Source organism: Pseudomonas sp. zfem005, assembly GCF_032621735.1.
Classification (GTDB): Bacteria; Pseudomonadota; Gammaproteobacteria; order Pseudomonadales; family Pseudomonadaceae; genus Metapseudomonas; species Metapseudomonas solani.
The window spans coordinates 209,673-226,254 of sequence record NZ_JAVYJE010000009.1 but is presented as its reverse complement, the minus strand read 5'-3'; the positions used below and the strand labels follow the sequence as shown (position 1 = coordinate 226,254).

Annotated in this window: 17 protein-coding genes; 12 read left to right on the top strand and 5 right to left on the bottom strand. The window is 65.4% G+C overall.

The window, feature by feature from the left end:
• From RTW82_RS21085 to RTW82_RS21075, 3 genes are all read left to right on the top strand, one after another.
• Entirely contained in the window at nt 1-462 is a 462-nt protein-coding gene (locus tag RTW82_RS21085) for a response regulator (RefSeq protein WP_021218753.1), read from the top strand.
• A 61-nt stretch (nt 463-523) separates the two neighbouring features.
• Nucleotides 524-2,911 (top strand): response regulator, encoded by a 2,388-nt coding sequence (locus tag RTW82_RS21080; protein WP_316926358.1) that lies wholly within the window; start codon nt 524-526, stop codon nt 2,909-2,911.
• Nucleotides 2,908-3,468: a biliverdin-producing heme oxygenase gene (locus RTW82_RS21075; RefSeq protein ID WP_316926357.1), complete on the top strand. Its 561-nt coding sequence runs from the start codon at nt 2,908-2,910 to the stop codon at nt 3,466-3,468. Before RTW82_RS21080 ends, RTW82_RS21075 begins: the two co-directional genes overlap by 4 nt.
• Nucleotides 3,469-4,016: 548 nt before the next feature.
• Here RTW82_RS21075 and RTW82_RS21070 read toward each other — a convergent pair.
• Nucleotides 4,017-5,249: an NADH:flavin oxidoreductase/NADH oxidase family protein gene (locus RTW82_RS21070; RefSeq protein WP_021218750.1), complete on the bottom strand. Its 1,233-nt coding sequence runs from the start codon at nt 5,247-5,249 to the stop codon at nt 4,017-4,019.
• 121 nt (nt 5,250-5,370) lie between these two features.
• Between RTW82_RS21070 and RTW82_RS21065 the strand changes: the two genes are divergently transcribed.
• The 3 genes from RTW82_RS21065 to RTW82_RS21055 all read left to right on the top strand — a co-directional run bounded on the left by RTW82_RS21065 (nt 5,371) and on the right by RTW82_RS21055 (nt 6,889).
• The gene (locus RTW82_RS21065) at nt 5,371-5,805 is read left to right on the top strand and encodes a MerR family transcriptional regulator (RefSeq protein ID WP_316926356.1); all 435 of its coding nucleotides are present in this window, start codon (nt 5,371-5,373) and stop codon (nt 5,803-5,805) included.
• A 35-nt stretch (nt 5,806-5,840) separates the two neighbouring features.
• Entirely contained in the window at nt 5,841-6,215 is a 375-nt protein-coding gene (locus RTW82_RS21060) for a hypothetical protein (protein ID WP_316926355.1), read from the top strand.
• A 197-nt stretch (nt 6,216-6,412) separates the two neighbouring features.
• Nucleotides 6,413-6,889, top strand: a complete 477-nt coding sequence (locus RTW82_RS21055) for a hypothetical protein (protein WP_316926354.1) — start codon at nt 6,413-6,415, stop codon at nt 6,887-6,889.
• A gap of 60 nt (nt 6,890-6,949) precedes the next feature.
• Here RTW82_RS21055 and RTW82_RS21050 read toward each other — a convergent pair whose 3' ends face one another.
• Nucleotides 6,950-7,738 (bottom strand): helix-turn-helix transcriptional regulator, encoded by a 789-nt coding sequence (locus tag RTW82_RS21050; protein ID WP_316926353.1) that lies wholly within the window; start codon nt 7,736-7,738, stop codon nt 6,950-6,952.
• Nucleotides 7,739-7,763: 25 nt separating this feature from the next.
• The gene (locus RTW82_RS21045) at nt 7,764-7,979 is read right to left on the bottom strand and encodes a DNA-binding protein (protein WP_316926352.1); all 216 of its coding nucleotides are present in this window, start codon (nt 7,977-7,979) and stop codon (nt 7,764-7,766) included.
• A gap of 87 nt (nt 7,980-8,066) precedes the next feature.
• On the opposite strand from RTW82_RS21045, the gene RTW82_RS21040 reads away from it, so the two are divergent.
• From RTW82_RS21040 to RTW82_RS21025, 4 genes are all read left to right on the top strand, one after another.
• Nucleotides 8,067-8,405 (top strand): helix-turn-helix transcriptional regulator, encoded by a 339-nt coding sequence (locus RTW82_RS21040; RefSeq protein WP_316926351.1) that lies wholly within the window; start codon nt 8,067-8,069, stop codon nt 8,403-8,405.
• A 39-nt stretch (nt 8,406-8,444) separates the two neighbouring features.
• Nucleotides 8,445-8,963 (top strand): hypothetical protein, encoded by a 519-nt coding sequence (locus RTW82_RS21035; RefSeq protein WP_316926350.1) that lies wholly within the window; start codon nt 8,445-8,447, stop codon nt 8,961-8,963.
• Between the two features lie 190 nt (nt 8,964-9,153).
• On the top strand, nt 9,154-9,582 hold the full coding sequence (locus RTW82_RS21030) for a hypothetical protein (RefSeq protein WP_316926349.1): 429 nt from the start codon (nt 9,154-9,156) through the stop codon (nt 9,580-9,582).
• Nucleotides 9,583-10,033: 451 nt separating this feature from the next.
• Nucleotides 10,034-10,420 (top strand): hypothetical protein, encoded by a 387-nt coding sequence (locus tag RTW82_RS21025; RefSeq protein ID WP_316926348.1) that lies wholly within the window; start codon nt 10,034-10,036, stop codon nt 10,418-10,420.
• Here the strand turns inward: RTW82_RS21025 and RTW82_RS21020 are convergent.
• Together RTW82_RS21020 and RTW82_RS21015 are read right to left on the bottom strand one after the other, a co-directional pair.
• The gene (locus tag RTW82_RS21020; protein ID WP_316926347.1) at nt 10,417-11,325 is read right to left on the bottom strand and encodes an ADP-ribosylglycohydrolase family protein; all 909 of its coding nucleotides are present in this window, start codon (nt 11,323-11,325) and stop codon (nt 10,417-10,419) included. The genes RTW82_RS21025 and RTW82_RS21020 overlap by 4 nt on opposite strands.
• Before the next feature lie 111 nt (nt 11,326-11,436).
• Nucleotides 11,437-13,146, bottom strand: coding sequence for an amidase (locus RTW82_RS21015; RefSeq protein WP_316926346.1), 1,710 nt, complete (start codon nt 13,144-13,146; stop codon nt 11,437-11,439).
• Nucleotides 13,147-13,732: 586 nt separating this feature from the next.
• Here RTW82_RS21015 and RTW82_RS21010 point away from each other — a divergent pair.
• Nucleotides 13,733-14,767 carry a PotD/PotF family extracellular solute-binding protein gene (locus tag RTW82_RS21010; RefSeq protein WP_184491961.1) on the top strand — a complete coding sequence of 345 codons (1,035 nt, stop codon included), beginning with the start codon at nt 13,733-13,735 and terminating at the stop codon, nt 14,765-14,767.
• Between the two features lie 2 nt (nt 14,768-14,769).
• Nucleotides 14,770-16,515, top strand: a complete 1,746-nt coding sequence (locus tag RTW82_RS21005) for a diguanylate cyclase domain-containing protein (protein ID WP_316926345.1) — start codon at nt 14,770-14,772, stop codon at nt 16,513-16,515.
• Nucleotides 16,516-16,582 lie beyond the last annotated feature (67 nt).

Sequence of the window (16,582 nt, the reverse complement as noted above, 5' to 3'; positions counted from 1 at the left end):
ATGCTCAAACCCATCCTTCTTATCGAAGACAACCCGCACGACCTCGAACTGACCCTCGTGGCCCTGGAGCGCAGCCAGCTCGCCAACGATGTGATCGTTTTGCGTGATGGCGCCGAGGCGCTTGACTACCTGTTCCGCCGCAACGCCTACGCCGGGCGCGACGACGGCAACCCGGCGGTGATGCTGCTGGACCTCAAGCTGCCCAAGATCGACGGCCTCGAGGTGCTCAAGACCGTGCGCGAAAGCGCCGAGCTGCGCAGCATCCCCGTGGTCATGCTCACCTCCTCGCGGGAGGAGCCCGACCTGGAGCGCGCCTACGCGCTGGGGGTGAACGCCTACGTGGTGAAACCGGTCGAATTCAAGGAATTCGTCGCGGCCATCTCCGACCTGGGCATCTTCTGGGCCGTGCTGAACGAGCCGCCGCCCGGCTCGCTGCGCCTCCAGCGCCGCCCGGTCACCTGAACCGCGACACCCGCCACACCTCGGCCCCGCGCCGGGAAACAGGAAGCCACGACGACCGTCCATGCCGCCGAAGCCTTTGAACCTGCTGTTAGTCGAAGACAGCTCCCGTGATGCCGAGCTGGCCCTGCTGACGCTCGAACGCAGCGGCCTGTCGGTGGAGTCCACCCTGGTCTACCACCACCGGGCCGTGGAAGAAGCCTTGCTGCGCGGGCAGTACGACCTGATCCTCTGCGACTTCATCCTGCCCGGCTCCTCCGGTGCCCAGGCCCTGGAAGTGGCGCGACGTCTCGCACCCAAGACCCCGTTCATCTTCCTCTCCGGCGTGTTCGGCGAGGAGCACGCGGTGGAGATGATGCGCCAGGGCGCCATCGACTACGTGCTCAAGCAGAACCTCAGCCTGCTGCCCAAGGCGGTGACCCGCGCGCTCTCCGAGGTGCACGAGCGTCGTCGCCGGCGGATGGCCGAAGAAGCGCTGATGGAAGTGGAGGTGCGCGCACGCCTGGCCATCGACTCAGCGCGCATGGGCATGTGGGACTACCAGCCCGAGGGCGACCGGGTCATCTGGGATGAGCGCTGCAAGGCGCTCTACGAGCTGCCCCAGGACGCCGAGATCAACCTGCGTACCTTCCTCGACCGCTGCCACCCGAAGGACCGCCCCTACCTCGAGCGCAAGATGAACGAGGCGCTGTCCCAGGACAGCGGCAACGAATACCAGGTCGAGTACCGCCTGCAATTGCCCGGCGGCCGCGAGCGCTGGGTACAGACCAGTGGCCGGGCCTTCTTCGAAGATGGCCGCTGCGTGCGCTTCATCGGCGTGTTGCAGGACATCAGCGAGCAGAAGTACGCCACCGAGGCCCTGCAGCGCCTCAACGAGATGCTGGGCGAGCGCGTGGAGCGCCGTACCCGCGAGCGCGACCGCACCTGGGAACTCTCCCGCGAGCTGCTGGCGGTGCTGCGTTTCGACATGACGCCCATCGCCCTCAACCCGGCCTGGGAAGAGACCCTCGGCCTCACCCGCCAGCAGCTGACCCGTGTGCAGCTCTGGCAACTGATCCACCCGGACGACATCGACGCCACCTTGCAAGAGGCCGAGAACATCGCCAACGGCAACGTCTCCACCCGCTTCGTCAACCGCATGCGCCACAAGGATGGCGAGTACCGCTGGCTGTCCTGGACGGTGGTCCCCGACGAGGGGTTGATGTATGCCGCCGTGCGTGACATCAGCTCCGAGCGTGCGGTGATGGACGAACTGGCCACCACCAACCAGCAGCTGCGCGAAGAGATCCGCGAGCGCCAGCGCGCCGAAGCGGCCCTGCATCAGATGCAGCGCCTGGAGGCGGTGGGGCAGCTTACGGCCGGCGTGGCCCACGACTTCAACAACCTGCTGACGGTGATCCTCGCCAGCACCACCTTCATCGAGCGCGACCTGGCCCGGGGCACCTTCGAGCGCACCCAGGGCCGCCTGCAGAACATCAAGGAGGCCGGCGAGCGTGGTGCCAAGCTCACCGGCCAGTTGCTCGCCTTCGCCCGGCGCCAGCGCCTGGAGCCGGTGGCGGTCAACCTCAACGACACGGTGCAGGGGCTGCTGGACATGCTGCAGCGCACCCTGGGTGGCGCCATCTGGATCGAGACCGACACCGCTCCCGGCCTGTGGGGCGCACTGGTGGACCCGACCCAGACGGAGATGATCATCCTCAACCTGGCCATCAACGCCCGCGATGCCATGCCCGCCGGCGGCTCCCTGCGCCTGAGCACCTCCAACCAGGTGATCAGCGAGCCCGCGCAGCGCCCCGAAGACCCGGAGCCCGGCCCCTACGTGGTGCTGGCGATCACCGACTCGGGCAGCGGCATGAGCGACGAGGTGCTGGCCAAGGCCTTCGAACCCTTCTTCACCACCAAGGAGGTGGGCAAGGGCTCCGGCCTGGGGCTGGCCCAGGTGTTCGGTTTCGCCAAGCAGTCCGGCGGTGGCGTCAGCATCGAGACACAGGAAGGGCGGGGCACCACGGTGAAGGTTTTCCTGCCCTGCATCCAGGCCGATGCCGGCGAAGAACAACCGGAATTGCACCTGCCCGCCGACCCCCCGCTGGGTGGCCCGAAGCGCACCATCCTGCTGGTGGACGACGACGACAATGTGCGTGAGGTGACTGCGGCGCTGCTGCACGCCCTTGGCTACCAGGTACGCGAGGCCGAGAGTGCGGCACGGGGCCTGGAAAAGCTCGATGACGGCGTCGACCTGTTGCTCACCGATTTCGCCATGCCCGCCATGAACGGCGCCGAGTTCGCACGCGCGGCGCGGCAACGCTACCCGCAGTTGCCGGTGCTGTTCATCACCGGCTATGCCGAGCTCGATGAGCTGGATGTGGGCGACAGCGTGATCGTGCAGAAGCCCTTCCGCGATGAAGAGCTGGCCACCAAGCTCAGCGCTGCACTGAAAGGGGCGGCGGCATGAGCCTGCGCCAGTTCCTGCGCGAGTCGGGGGAACACTGGCACGCGCGAGTCGACCAGGCCTACTCGACCTATGCGCTGGAAAGCCGCGCCGGCTACGGTGCCTTCCTCCAGGCCCACGCCCGCGCACTGCTGGCGCTGGAGCCGGCCCTGGAAACCGCCGGCATCGAACGGCTGCTGGACGACTGGCCGCAACGCCGCCGCCGCGAAGCCCTGTGCCGCGACCTGCAAACCCTGCAACTGCCCATCCCCGATGCGCTCGCTACGGCACTCTCCATCGACACCGGTTCCCTCTGGGGCCTCGCCTATGTGCTGGAAGGCTCGCGCCTCGGCTCCCGCCTGCTCGCCGGCCGCGTACGCCAGGCCAACTGGCCCGGCGCCGACAGCGCCCTCGGCTACCTCGGCCACGGCGAAGGCCAGCCGCTCTGGCCCGGCTTCCTGAAGCGCCTGGAAGAGCAAGACGGGCGGCTCGACCCCGCCGCCCTGCGTGCAGGCGTCGAGCTCGGCTTCCGTACCTTTATTGCCGCCACCGAGCACGCCGGCACAGTGGCTCACGCGTAGCCGCCCATTGCGACACCGCCGGTGGAGGTAAACAGCGACCTCCACCCTACACACGGATCAATCCGTAGCCTGGGCTTCAGCCCGGGAGCCTCCACACCGCAGTAGCAGGCTTATGTAGGGTGGACCCCGCTCCATCGGTCCACCATTCGCGGCCCGCTGTGGCAACGCTGGTGGAGGTAAAAAGCGACCTCCACCCTACACACGGATCAATCCGTAGCCCGGGCTTCAGCCCGGGAGCCTCCACACCGCAGTAGCAGGCTTATGCAGGGCGGACCCCGCTCCATCGGTCCACCATTCGCGGCCCGCTGCGACACCGCCGGTGGAGGTAAAAAGCGACCTCCACCCTACACACGAGCCAACCCCGTAGCCCGGGCTTCAACCCGGGAGCCTCCACACCGCAGTAGCAGGCTTATGCAGGGCGGACCCGCCCCATCGGTCCACCATTCGCGGCTCGCTGTGGCACCGCCGGTGGAGGTAAAAAGCGACCTCCACACACACGAGCCAACCCCGTAGCCCGGGCTTCAACCCGGGAAGCAGGCTGGTCGCAATCAGCCCCGGCTGCTCATCTGCTTCTTGTACTGCCGTGTGCGGCCCAGGGTCTTCCACTGCTCGTTCAGCAGCGCTTTCAGCGGCGAGGCGCTGGGGTCCGGCTGGTTGCCGGTGGCCAGGCGGCGCATCTGGAATTTCACCAGGGCCATGTAGGCCAGCGCGGCCAGGGCCTTGCGCTTCCAGCGGATCGGCGGCAGCTCGGCGCTGGCCTTCGCTTCGCCGTTGCGCCAGCGGCGGGGCAGGGCGGGGTCCACGGCCAGGGCGGTGGCGATGCCGGCCATGGCCACGCCGCCGGCGAGTACCTGCTCCACCACGGGCAGGCGGCGGATGCCACCGGTGACCATCACCGGCATGCGTGCGATGGCGGCGATCTCCTGGGCGAATTCCAGGAAGTAGGCTTCGCGGGCCAGGGTGCGGCCGTCACGGGCGTCGCCCTGCATGGCCGGTGCTTCGTAGCTGCCGCCGGAAAGCTCCACCAGGTCCACGTCCAGTTCGTTGAGCCAGAGCACCACCTGGCGCGCGTCGCTGGTTTCGAAGCCGCCGCGCTGGAAGTCCGCCGAGTTGAGTTTCACCGCCACGCAGAAGCCGGGCGAGACCTGGGCGCGCACCGCCTTTACCGCTTCCAGCAGGAAGCGTGCACGGTTCTCCAGCGAGCCGCCCCAGCGGTCGTCGCGACGGTTGCTCAGGGGCGAGAGGAACTGGCTCAGCAGGTAGCCGTGGGCAGCGTGCACCTGCACCCCGGTGAAGCCGGCCTGCTCGGCCAGGGCGGCGGTGCGGGCGAAGCGCTGGATCAGCGCGGTGATCTCGGCCTCGTCCAGGGGCTTGGGCACCGGGAACATCTTCGACAGGCCGCCCAGGTCCAGCGCCACGGCGGACGGCGCCACGGTGGGCTGGCCGAGGTTGGCCTGCATCTGCCGGCCGGGGTGGTTGATCTGCATCCAGAACTGCGCGCCCTGGGCACGGCCGATGCGCGCCCATTCGCGGAAGCGCTCCAGCTTCTGGCCTTCCTCCAGCACCACGCCGCCGGGGCCGGTCATGGCGCGGGCGTCCACCATCACGTTGCCGGTCAGCAGCAGGCCGGCGCCGCCCTCTGCCCAGGCGCGGTAGAGGCGCAACAGCTCGTCGGAGGGGGTCTGGTCCGGGTTGGCGAGGTTCTCCTCCATCGCCGCCTTGGCGATGCGGTTGGGGATGACGGCGCCGTTGGGCAGTAACAGGGGCTGGAAAGGCGACATGGAGCTCTCCGGGGTAGTTGCCGGTCGTCGGCTCGAGGGTGAGCGCAACGCGGCGGGGCTGTGACGTCGCAAAGGCTAAGGTTAAAGTCAACTTCAAGGTCAATAGGGGAGCAGCAAATAAATGAAGATCGGCGAACTCGCCAAGCGCAGCGGCCTGGCCGCCTCGCGCATCCGTTTCTACGAAGCCAGCGGCCTGATCCGCGCCCAGCGCCTGGGCAACGGCTACCGCGACTACCCCGAGGAAACCCTGCATGTGCTGGAAATCATCGGCTGCGGGCAACAGGCCGGCTTCAGCCTGGAGGAAATGCGCAGCCTGATGCCCGGTGCCGACCTGCGCATCGGCGACCACGATCGCCTGCTGGCTGGCCTGCACGCCAAGGTCGCCGAGATCGAGATCGTCCAGCAGCGCCTGGCGCAAAGCCGCGAGCGCCTGCTGCAGAGCATCGCCAGCATCGAAGGCAAGCCCGACGGTATGGACTGCGCCGAGAACGCCCAGCGCGTGCTGTCCGAATGGCGGGAGCGCAATGCGAAGGGCACCAAGGATGTGGCGTCGTGATGGATGACCGACGCGGGCACTGAAGGGCGTTGACCATGATTCTGACTATCGACTTTCCTCAGGACCTGCGAACCGAAGCGATGCTCCAGCACGTGCGGATTCCGTGCCTGTGCAAAGTGGCAGCGGACTTTGCCATTGCGTTTGCGGTAACCGTCCCTCCCTCGGAAGGGCTCGTTTCCGGGTGGGATCGCCGTGAGCTGGAGTTGAGAGCGGTTGCAGGGGCGGGAGGGGAGTACACCCACTACAGCCAGGGGCTGATCACGCTGGAGATGATCGGGGAGAGAACATACCGGATCGTCGACCTGGAGATGTTCTACACCCGCTTTGGCTGGTGCGCCGTAATCAGGATGGGAAGTATGCGGAGCCAGGGGCGTTCTGGGATGAGGACGATTCTGGCCTCTGAAGAATGACTGCCAGCCAGCAGAGAAGGCGATGCCCTCAAGCCCTCTGCTTACTCGATCCCCAACCCCGCCAGCAGCACGTTCAGGCCCCGTTCGTGCTCCGGCTGGAAGTATTCGCCAGCCCGGGCAGCGTGCTGAAGCCGTTGACGTCAGGTGAAGTAACTTGCTGTCATTTGCTTCATTTGCCCCATCGATATGGGATTGACATGGACGCCATCTTTCCAGAACTGAGCACGTACAACCGAGGCATGGGTGGGTATAGCCTCAAGGCAGTTCTTAACGTTGGCTGGGTAGACATCCACGCTGTTTATCCCAAGGGCACTGTTCCTTCCTCGTTCCTGAGCAAACTCTCCGAAATCATGCAGTTACCAGCTGGGGCTCCGTTCGACCCCTTTATGGAGACTATTCGTGAGCTTCCACATTGCGAGGCGTGCGGAGACATTCGATACCTGAGGACCGATGAGTTCGTAAGGTCCAACTCCGAACTTTGGATACCCACAGCCGAGCTTATCTACGCCTCGCCACTGGTCATGGTCCACCACATCACTGACCACGGTTACTGCCCTCCTGCTGAATACATAGAGGCAGTATTGGCGGTGGAGTTGGACCAGCGGTTCGATTCATACACGGTCTATAAAGAGAGACTCTTTGAGTGCGGTTGGTATGACTCCGTGCCGACCTGAGGGCACGTGGTCAATCGTAGGGTGGGCTTCAGCCCACCACCGCTCAACCCCTAAACAACCCTATGCCTCGCCGAGCATGCGGATGAACAGGGCATACAGCTCTGCCTCGCTGCCGATTTCCAGCTTGTCGTAGATATTGCGTCGATGGACCTTGATAGTGCCGCAGCGGATGCCCAGTTGCTCGGCGATGGTACGGCTGGAGTGGCCTTCGAGTATCAGGCGTATCACCTGGTGTTCACGGCGGGTCAGGAGGCCGTGGCCGAAGCGCTCGGTAACCTTGCGCACTCGCAGGGCCAGATCCCAGGGCTGCCTGGGTTCGACCTGCCTGTGTACCCGCCACGCCGTTTGCGTGACCTCGTCTACCACCGGTGCGGCATTGCCGAACAGGAGGATTTCATCCTCGCTGAACAATGGGCTGCCGGTCCCGCGCATCAGCGAGAGCACCGCCTTGCTGCCGTCTTCCAGGCTGGTGATATAACCCAGCTCGTCGCTCACCTGCAGGTGCTGGTAGTAGGTCAGGAAGTAGGGGTTGCCGCTGAAACTGTCCGGTGCCAAGTCACGCAGACCATAAAGCCCATCCTCCTTGTCGAAGAGGGCGGCGAGGTAGAGCGGGTCCATCAGATAGGCCTCGAGTTGGTAGGGCTCGAGGAAGGAAGCCCGCAACCCAGGCGGCAGCGTATGGAACAGGGAAACCGGCTTGGCATTCTCCGGGTAGGCGAACTGCAGGATGTGATCAGCGTGGCCCAGGCGCCTTAGCCACCCGGCCAGCGCCTTCATCTGCGGGATGCCTGAAGGCTGGGTCAGGACGGTAGCGACATCCCGTGTCCATTCCCTGAGTTGTCCATTCATGGTGGGTTCATCGTCCTTTGGCCCGCTAATGCTCTTCTTCCGGCGCACGCTTGATTCCGAGCAGCACGGCCGCTCGGTGCGCTTCACCTCGCAGGCACTTCTTCTGGCGATTGAGTACCGCGTACACAGTGCTGGGGTTGAGCCCATGCTTCTGCGCAAACGCCTTGGCGCTCATGCCCTGTTCAGCAAGGCGCAGGCGTGCGGCGTCGCAAGCTTGCTCGCTTGGGTATCCGTTCGGCATAGTTCACGTTCGTGTGATTTCGTGTGATGACGAAACTCAATATATCCCACGAATGATTGATTTTACAATACCAAAAGGTGCGCTTTTGTGGGATTAGGAATTCGCCTAAGGGAAGAAAGGCTTCGGCTGAAGCTCAATCAAACCGATTTCGCAGCGTTGGCGCAGGTGGCGAAGAACTCGCAGCTCAACTACGAGAAGGGTGAGCGCAGCCCTGACGCTGACTACCTAGCGGCAATCGCCAGCGCGGGTGTCGATGTTCTCTACGTGGTCACCGGTGAAAAAGCTCAGTCCACAGGTGGTGGACTCAGTGCTCAGGAGTTTCAGCTTCTGAGTGGTTTCCGTTCGCTTTCTCCTGAGGACCAAGCTGTTCTGGCGCGGGTTGCTGAGGTGTTAGGGGAAGCGAGTGTCTCCGAACATCGCTCCTGAGAACTATTACCGAGAATTGGAAGAGAAATGAGCCTTCGGTTGATCACACTCAGTCTAGAAATTCTTGGCGCAGAAGTTTTTTACTTCTGGAATTACAAGCCCGAGGTGAAAGGTGCTGGCGGTAGCTTGGGTTGGATGTACCCGGAAGGATCGTTGCATAACCTGAGTTATGGGCAGCTTCTAGAGCTCGGCTCCGGGTCACATGAAGTAATGATCGATGAGAAAGTAAGAAGCCTGCAAAGTAGTAGTCCTGAGCTTTCAGAATCGGAGAATGATTTAAGGCTGGTCAGGTTTGCTTTGTTCTTTGAGCGAAATGACTGTTATGTGGTGGGGGGACCATTTAGCGACATCGTTCTGGCCTTTTATACGGAAACAGCGGAAACAATCCTGCCGATGCTGAAAGATCACCACATTTCAGCTCTCGCCGAATATGCAAAGGAGATACCTGCGCAGATCACACTGGAAGAGGCAGAAAATTTCCAGTTTTTCTGCAGTGCAGGGACCTACAGAAAAGTTCCTTTGAAGAATCTGATATCGATAAAAAAGTACTTTGGTTGAGTGGGGCTGATGCAGACTCTGCGATTCCTGGCCGAGTTGCAGACGAATTCTATAGCGCTTATCCAGGGGGGATTGTTGTAAACCATGGCCACTCCACCTGCAGCATCTGTTGGTCGTAGCCGGCACGCCTTGAGTCCATATGCTTAGCTGCATACTTCCGTCGCCACTTTCCCCCACTGTTGAAATCACGATGAAGCTCTACAGACACTTAAAAGTTCTGCTGACAGCCATCATCGGCACCACCCTCTGCGCCTGCGTCCCCGTCTACAAGACTCTCCAGCCCTATGCCGAGGCAGAGGTGCGCAACGAGCAGGGCCAGCCGCTGGAGGCGGCGGAGGTGGTGTTGATCAGCAGTGCTTATCCCTATGGCTGGGAGCAGTTCAGGGCGACGGCGATGACCGACCCGGCGGGTGTTGCGACCTTCTACAAGGTGAAGGATTTCCGCCTCGAGTTCTTCGTGATCCACGGGGCGCAGCAGTTCTTCTGGAACTGGTGCGTGAAGAGCCGGGGCTACGAGACCCAGACCACCGCCTTCAGCAATGGCGATGATTTCGAGGCCTATCCGCAGTTCGTGCTCAAGCCGGGGGCGTCCACGGCGTGCCCTGAGCCGAGGAAATAGGACCGCTTCACGCCGTTGTGCCCGAGGAGATGCATGTGAACGAGCCGCTTTACACACCGGAACAGGTGGCGAAAAGAAAGGCTCTGTCTGCGTTAAGTGTTGCTAGAAGAATTGAGCCCAGCTGATTGCCGAGTTTTGTTGGCGCTTCTGGTTTCGCCCCCCCGGGCGAGTCCCTTTTCCAATCGTTGAAAAGGAACCAAAAAACTTGCCCCATCATCCGGCCCCGGGGCCATCCATGGCCTGGCGCGCCTCTCGCGGCATCCATGCCGCTCGTCCCCCGGCGCAACGACTGCGTTCGGCCTCCTGGAGGGGCGTTGGCGGCTGCTCCAACTTTCTTCGTCCAGCACATCGCCACGAGGTGCGCACGAGCTTTCGTAGGATGGTGTAGAGCGAAGCGAAACCCATGCGGTGGAGGTGGCACGAACCCTTGGGCGCCCGGAAATGGCCGTGCTTGAGCGCTTGCATCAAAACCACAACAGCTAACGCAGACAGAGCCAAAAGAAATGCCGCGACGGATAAGCATGTCCGGCGCTGGTTGGCGGAGCTGCCCAGTACGGAAAAACTCGAATTCCTCAAACAGCTTTGGCCGCTGAATTTCCGCTTTACGCTCCTGCTCGTTCAGGGGGCGAGGCTGTCCAGGCAGGAAAGCGAAAGCCTGCTCGTGCACTGGTTACGCCACGGTAACCATAACGGTGCGCAGGAGCTCATCAAGCGGCTCGAGCCGGTGCTGGGGGAGAAGCGCTTCTGGCGTGTCGTTGCGCAGGAAGAACTCAGCCCGGCCATGTACGACTTCATCAACTACCACAGCCATGGCCGGCTGGATGCTGAGCGCTCCTAAGCGCGGCTGATCGCCGCCTGATACAACCCTTCCGCGATCTTCTCGATCTCATCCCCCTGGTGCAGCTTGCCGAGCCATTTGGCCGGGATGCCGGGCTTGCCGTAATAGGCGCCGGCGACCTGGCCGACGATGGCGGCGGTGGTGTCGGCGTCGTCGCCCAGGTTGGCGGCTTCGAGCACGGCGGCTTCGAAGGAGTCGGTAGCCCAGAAGCACCAGAGCGCGGCTTCGAGGGAGGCGACGCAGTAGCCCGTGCCGCGTATCTGCGCGCGAGGCTTGCCGATGAAGCTGCCGCTGGCCAGTTCGCGGATGGCGGGTTGCAGGTAGAGGGCGGGGGAGGCGTCGAGCAACTGGTCGCGGGATTTGCCGGCCAGGGCGTTGGCGATGACCTGGGCCAGCAGCTTGCAGGCCTCGACCGCTTCGGCGGCGCCGTGGGTGGTGCGCGAACTCTGTTGGGCGAAGCGGGTGACGTCTTCCGGGTGGGGGAAGTAGTACATGACCACCGGGGCGAGGCGCATCAGCGAGCCGTTGCCGGCGGTATCCGGTTCGCTGGAGCCGGCGAAGGGCTCGCCGGTTTCCTGGTAGCGGGTCAGCGCCTCACGGACGGTGGTGCCGATGTCGAAGCACTGCCCGGTGGAGCTCCAGTAGCCCCATTGCCACCAGTTGAGGTAGCGCGTCATCTGGTCGGCGGCGTCGAAGCCGCTCTTCTCCAGCAGGCTTTCGGCGAGGCACAGGGCCATGGAGGTGTCGTCGGTCCATTGGCCCGGCGCGAGGGCGAAGGGGCCGCCGCCGTTCATGTCGTCGATGGGCTTGAAGGTGCCGGGCGGGAAGAATTCGAGGGTGGTGCCGACGGCGTCACCGCTGGCCAGGCCGAGCAGGCATCCCTTGTAGCGATCCAGTAGTTCCATGTGCGTATCCCCAGGGTGGACCTGATGGGTACTCCAGGGCCGGGCCTGGGGCAAGTGTCTGCGCGATGAGCGGGCAGGATCGGTGCGTGCAGCCCCGATCCCGCCGTTCCATCAACTGCGCGCCAACGGCGGGGTGCGCGGCGGCACCTGGCGTTTGCTGCCGGTGGCCTCGTAGGCCGCGGCGAGGCGCAGCAGCGTGGAGTCGTCGTAGGCGCGGCCGGCGAAGGTGAGGCCGACGGGCATGCCGATATCGGCCATCACGCCCATGGGCACGGTGACCGTGGGCACGCCCAGGTGGCGGATGGCGAGGTTGCCGTTGGCGACCCAGATGCCATTGCTCCAGGCGATGTCGGCGGACTCGGGGTTCACGTCGGCGTCGGCCGGGCCCACGTCGGCGACGGTGGGGAAGAGCACGGCGTCGAGGCCCAGGCGGTCCATCCATTCTTCGAGGTCGATGCGGCGGGTCTGCTCCAGGCCGCGCAGGCCGTCGGGCAGGGTGGGGATCTGGTCCCAGGGCGTGATGCCGCGCTCGGCCATCCGCACGTACTCGTCCATGCCCGCCGCCAGGTCGCCCTCGCGGTTGGGCAGGGTGCCCGGGTCGTGGGGGAAGATCTTCGGCCCGTCGACGTCCACCAGGCGGTTGAGCCTGGGGTCGCCGTTGGCGCGGAGGAAGTCGTCGAAGGCCCAGGCGGAGAGGTCCCAGAGCTCGTGGTGGAGGAATTCCTTGGACACCAGCCCGCGGTTGAACACGGTGGGGGCGCCGGGGCGGTCGCCCTCGCAGTTGGACACCAGCGGGAAATCGACCTCGACCACTTCGGCGCCGGCGGCTTCGAGGGCCTTGCGGGCCTCCTGCCACAGGTCGATCACCGAGGCGCGGGTGTTGATGCGCTGGCCGGTGGGGCCGCCGATGCCGGGGGCTTCGCTGGTGCCGGCTTGCGGGTCGGCGTTGATGAACATGCGCGGCACGCCGAGGCGCTTGCCGGCCAGGGCCTCGGCCTTCACCGCCAGCTCCAGGTAGGAGGCGGGGCGCACGCTGGACGCGGCCGGAATCGGTACCCAGGGCTGCAGGCGCCACAGGTCGCCACGGGTGTCCGGGTCATCGGCGACCACCACGTCGAGCACTTCGAGCAGGTCCGCCATGGTGCGGGCGTAGGGCACCACGACGTCCATGGTCGGCGTGAGCGGCCAGTTGCCGCGCACCGAGATCACCCCGCGCGAGGGCGTGTAGGCGCACAGGCCGTTGTTGGAAGCGGGGCCACGGCCGCTGGACCAGGTTTCCTCGGCCAGGCCGAAGGCCGAGAAGCTGGCCGCGGTGGCGGTGCCGGCACCGTTGGAGGAGCCGGAGGCGAAGGGCGCGGTGAGGTACGCGGCGTTGTAGGGGCTTTCCGCACGGCCGTAGACGCCACGCTGCATGCCGCCGTTGGCCATGGGCGGCATGTTGGTCTTGCCCAGGCAAATGGCGCCGGCGGCGCGCAGCCGCTCGATGGTGAAGGCGTCGCGCTGTGCCACCAGTTCGGCGAAGGCCGGGCTGCCGGAGGCGGCGGTGAGGCCCTTGACCAGGTAGCTGTCCTTGGCGGTGTAGGGGATGCCGTCGAGCGGGCCGAGGGTTTCGCCCCGGGCGCGGCGGGCATCGGCGGCGCGGGCTTCTTCGAGGGCCTCGGGGTTGCGCACGACCACGGCGTTGAGGGCGGTGGCGGTGTCCTTGCCGTCATAGGCGTCGATGCGGGCTAGGTAGGCCTCGACCAGTTCGACGGCGGTGGTGCGGCCGGATTCGAGCGCGGCGCGCAGCTCGGCGATGGAGGCTTCGGTGACTTCGATCATGGGTTCACCGCCTGGCGTTGCTGGGGCTGGCCGGCGACATGGCGCGGCACCCGGACGTGGGGGGAGGTGATGCTGGCAAAACCGGTGTTCATGACGGTCCTCGTTTCTTGTGCGTGTGCGTGTGCGTGTGCGGTGGGGCAGAGGCGCGGACGCGCGGCCAGGCCGCTGGCGTTCCCAGGGGGCCTATTTAGCCACCAAGTGCCGGGCAGAGGAATCGCCCGTGCGCCCGCTCGTCCGCGGCGGTACGGGCGTCCCACTCTTGCCCGATTCTCGTGCCCATTCCGCTGTGCGCCCGGGTGAAGGGCCGCCGGCGAGGGGGCGATGGGCTGCCGTGGCGCTCCGTTTGTCCGATCCTCCACGCGGATGGCGGCTTTTGGCCATATCGACGAGCAAAACGGGTTGCGTCATCGCTATGCTGTGGGGAATCCGTCGCGACCGCTCCATTCCGGCCAGGGCAAGCAGGCTGGTCGCCCGGTTATTTCAGGTTCGAGGTGCATTCCCGGTCAGTGCTTGGAGGCCTGGGCGGGGGCGGTTGGTTCATGCTTCGGAATCGTTCAATCAGCCTAATTCCGTCCAGGGCGGGGATATGCGCAGACTGTGTTCGATCTGGGCCTTGGTTGCCTTGTGCATGGCCGTGCCGGCCCTGGCGGCTGACGGCGATGTGCTGCATGTACTGGCCTGGCCCGGCTACGCCGACGCCGATGTGGTGAAGGCGTTCGAGCAGCAGCACCAGGTCAAGGTGGTGGTGACCCTGGTGGATTCCGACGAGTCCCTCTGGGACAAGCTGCACGCCCAGGACGGCGAGCTGTTCGACGTGCTCGCCGCCAACACCGCCGAGATCCAGCGCTACTACCACAACGGCATGCTGCAGCCGCTGGATGTCTCGCGCCTGCCCAACACCCGCTTCCAGTTGCCGCGCTTCCAGGATCGCGAGTCGATCGAGGGGCTGACGCGGGACGGCCAGGTGTATGCCATTCCCTTCACCTACGCGGCCATGGGGCTCATCTACGACCGCCAGCAGGTGCCGGTGCCGCCGCGCTCCATGGCCGAGATGTGGAACCCGGCCTATCAAGGCAAGGTGCTGGCCTTCAACAGCGCGCAACACAACTTCTCCTTCACCGCGCTGACCCTGGGACTGCCCGATCCCTTCCACCTGCGCGACGCCGAGATGCGCCAGGTGACCCGGCAGCTGGTGGCCCTGCGGCGCAACCTGCTGGCCTACTACAGCCTGCCGGAGGAGGCGACCGACCTGTTCCTGCGGCACAAGGCGGCGCTGCTGTTCGCCAATTACGGCATGCAGCAGGTGACGCAACTACGCCAGGCCGGCGCCGATGTGGGTTATGTCATTCCCGATGAAGGGGCCATCGCCTGGCTGGACTGCTGGGCCATGACGCGCACCGCGTCCAACCCCGAGCTGGCGCTGGCGTGGATCGACTACATGCTCGAACCCCGCATTGGCAAGCTGCTGAGCGAGCGCCAGGGCCTGGCCAATACCCTGGAGGCCCCGCTGGAGCCGGCGGGGGATGCGCGGCTCATCTGGCTGCAACCGGTGGAGGACGTCGGCCGGCGCGAGACGCTGTGGAGCCGCATCGTCTCCGGTGACCGGGAGGAGAGGTTCTAGCCATGCGCATGGGCCTGACCGTCAAGCTGTCGATCCTGCTCGCCTGCATCGGCATTCTCTCGTCGGGGATCACCGGCTACTTCTCCTATTCGGCCAACCAGGCGCTGTTGGTGAAGGAGGCCGAAGGCAACCTGCTCACCTCCACCGAGCTGCTGAGCCAGCGCCTGTCGTCGTTGCTGAGCGACATCGACGCCGACGCCCTGACCCTGGCCGAGATGCCTTCCAGCGCGCAGGTCGCCAGCCTCGGTTCGCTGCCGGGCGCCAAGCCGCACCTGGCCGGTGTCTTCGCCACGGTGATGCGCCTGCACCCGCAGTACTCCCAGGTGCGCCTGATCAGCCGCCAGCACCACGGCATCGAGGTGATCCGCTTCGATCGCGACGGCCAGCGCATGGTCGAGGTGGACGGCCTGCTGCTGCAGGAGAAAGGCCATTTCCCCTACGTGTTCGAAACGCTGCAGCTCAAGCCGGGGCAGGTGTACCTCGCGCCCATCACGGTCAACCACGAGCGCGGCGCCCACTCGGCCGACGGCACCCCGACCCTGCGCGTGGCTACGCCCGTGGCGGGAAAGGACGGGGTGGTGCAGGGGGTAGTGGTCATCAACGTCGACCTCAAGCGCTTCCTCGAACAGCTGGAGACGGACCTGCCGCAGGGGCACCAGTTGTATCTGGCCAACCAGTGGGGCGACTTCCTGGTGCACCCGGAGCCGGCGATGGCCTTCGGCTTCGACAAGGGGCGGCGCATCCTCATCCAGGACAGCTTCGCCGACACCCAGCGCCTGCTCAGCCGCCAGGAGCCGAGCATCCTGATCAACGGCCTGGACGCACCGACCCGGGCCGAGGGCAAGATCATGGCCTTCGTGCGCAAGCCCTTCGGCCTCAAGGGGGATGACCAGTTCGTCGTGCTCGGCCTCTCGCGACCGTTGGAAGACGTGCTCGGCAGTGGCCGCTCCCTGGGGCGTAGCATCATCCAGATGGTGCTGGTGTTCAGCGTGCTGGCGGTGGTGCTGGCGGTGCTCTTCTCCCGCGCCCTGACCCGGCCGCTGCAGATGCTCAGCCTCGCCGCGCGCAGCTTCCAGACCGAGCACATGCACGACGTCGCGCTGCCCATCGCCCGCAAGGACGAGATCGGCGTGCTGGCCCGTGGCTTCGACCTGATGCGCCGCGAACTCAAGTCGCACATGGAAATGATGAGCCGCAACCAGCAGGAATTGCGCCACCTGGCCGACCACGACTCGCTGACCGACCTGCCCAACCGGCGGCAGTTCTTCCGCCAGATGCAGCGCTCCATCAGCGGCGTGGCCGACAGCGACGAGCAACTGGCGGTGCTGTTCCTCGACCTCGACGACTTCAAGAAGATCAACGACGACATGGGCCACTCGGTGGGCGACGAGGTGCTCATCGTCGTCGCCCGGCGCCTGCGCGGTGCAGTGCGCAGCGGCGACCTGGTGGCCCGGCTCGGCGGTGACGAATTCGTGGTGCTGATCCAGGGCGAGGACATTGCCGCCGCTGCCAAGGCCGTCGTGAACAAGATCCTCACGGCCCTGGCCGACCCCATCACAGTGAAGGGCCACCCCCTCGACATCGGCGCCAGCATCGGCCTGAGCATCTACCCCCAGGACGGCACCACCGCCGAGGCGCTGATGCTGCATGCGGACAACGCGATGTACCGGACCAAGCTGGAAGGGCGGAAGGTCCGGGCGGGGGCGGGGGCGGGGGCGGGGGCGGGGGCGGGGGCGGGGCCGGAGTGAAATGCGGGCTGCGCACGGTGATCACCGTAGGTTGGTGCTGAGCGTGCGAAGCCCAACGTGGGGATAT

Bases quoted from the DNA above. Each gene is read 5' to 3' on its own strand.
- RTW82_RS21060 (WP_316926355.1), top strand. From the start codon at position 5,841: ATGATTCTGACTATCGACTTTCCTCAGGACCTGCGAACCGAAGCGATG.
- RTW82_RS21065 (WP_316926356.1), top strand. From the start codon at position 5,371: ATGAAGATCGGCGAACTCGCCAAGCGCAGCGGCCTGGCCGCCTCGCGC.
- RTW82_RS21005 (WP_316926345.1), top strand. From the start codon at position 14,770: ATGCGCATGGGCCTGACCGTCAAGCTGTCGATCCTGCTCGCCTGCATC.
- RTW82_RS21045 (WP_316926352.1), bottom strand. From the start codon at position 7,979: ATGCCGAACGGATACCCAAGCGAGCAAGCTTGCGACGCCGCACGCCTG.
- RTW82_RS21010 (WP_184491961.1), top strand. From the start codon at position 13,733: ATGCGCAGACTGTGTTCGATCTGGGCCTTGGTTGCCTTGTGCATGGCC.
- RTW82_RS21030 (WP_316926349.1), top strand. From the start codon at position 9,154: ATGAAGCTCTACAGACACTTAAAAGTTCTGCTGACAGCCATCATCGGC.
- RTW82_RS21055 (WP_316926354.1), top strand. From the start codon at position 6,413: ATGGACGCCATCTTTCCAGAACTGAGCACGTACAACCGAGGCATGGGT.
- RTW82_RS21015 (WP_316926346.1), bottom strand. From the start codon at position 13,146: ATGATCGAAGTCACCGAAGCCTCCATCGCCGAGCTGCGCGCCGCGCTC.
- RTW82_RS21070 (WP_021218750.1), bottom strand. From the start codon at position 5,249: ATGTCGCCTTTCCAGCCCCTGTTACTGCCCAACGGCGCCGTCATCCCC.
- RTW82_RS21075 (WP_316926357.1), top strand. From the start codon at position 2,908: ATGAGCCTGCGCCAGTTCCTGCGCGAGTCGGGGGAACACTGGCACGCG.
- RTW82_RS21080 (WP_316926358.1), top strand. From the start codon at position 524: ATGCCGCCGAAGCCTTTGAACCTGCTGTTAGTCGAAGACAGCTCCCGT.
- RTW82_RS21085 (WP_021218753.1), top strand. From the start codon at position 1: ATGCTCAAACCCATCCTTCTTATCGAAGACAACCCGCACGACCTCGAA.
- RTW82_RS21050 (WP_316926353.1), bottom strand. From the start codon at position 7,738: ATGAATGGACAACTCAGGGAATGGACACGGGATGTCGCTACCGTCCTG.
- RTW82_RS21020 (WP_316926347.1), bottom strand. From the start codon at position 11,325: ATGGAACTACTGGATCGCTACAAGGGATGCCTGCTCGGCCTGGCCAGC.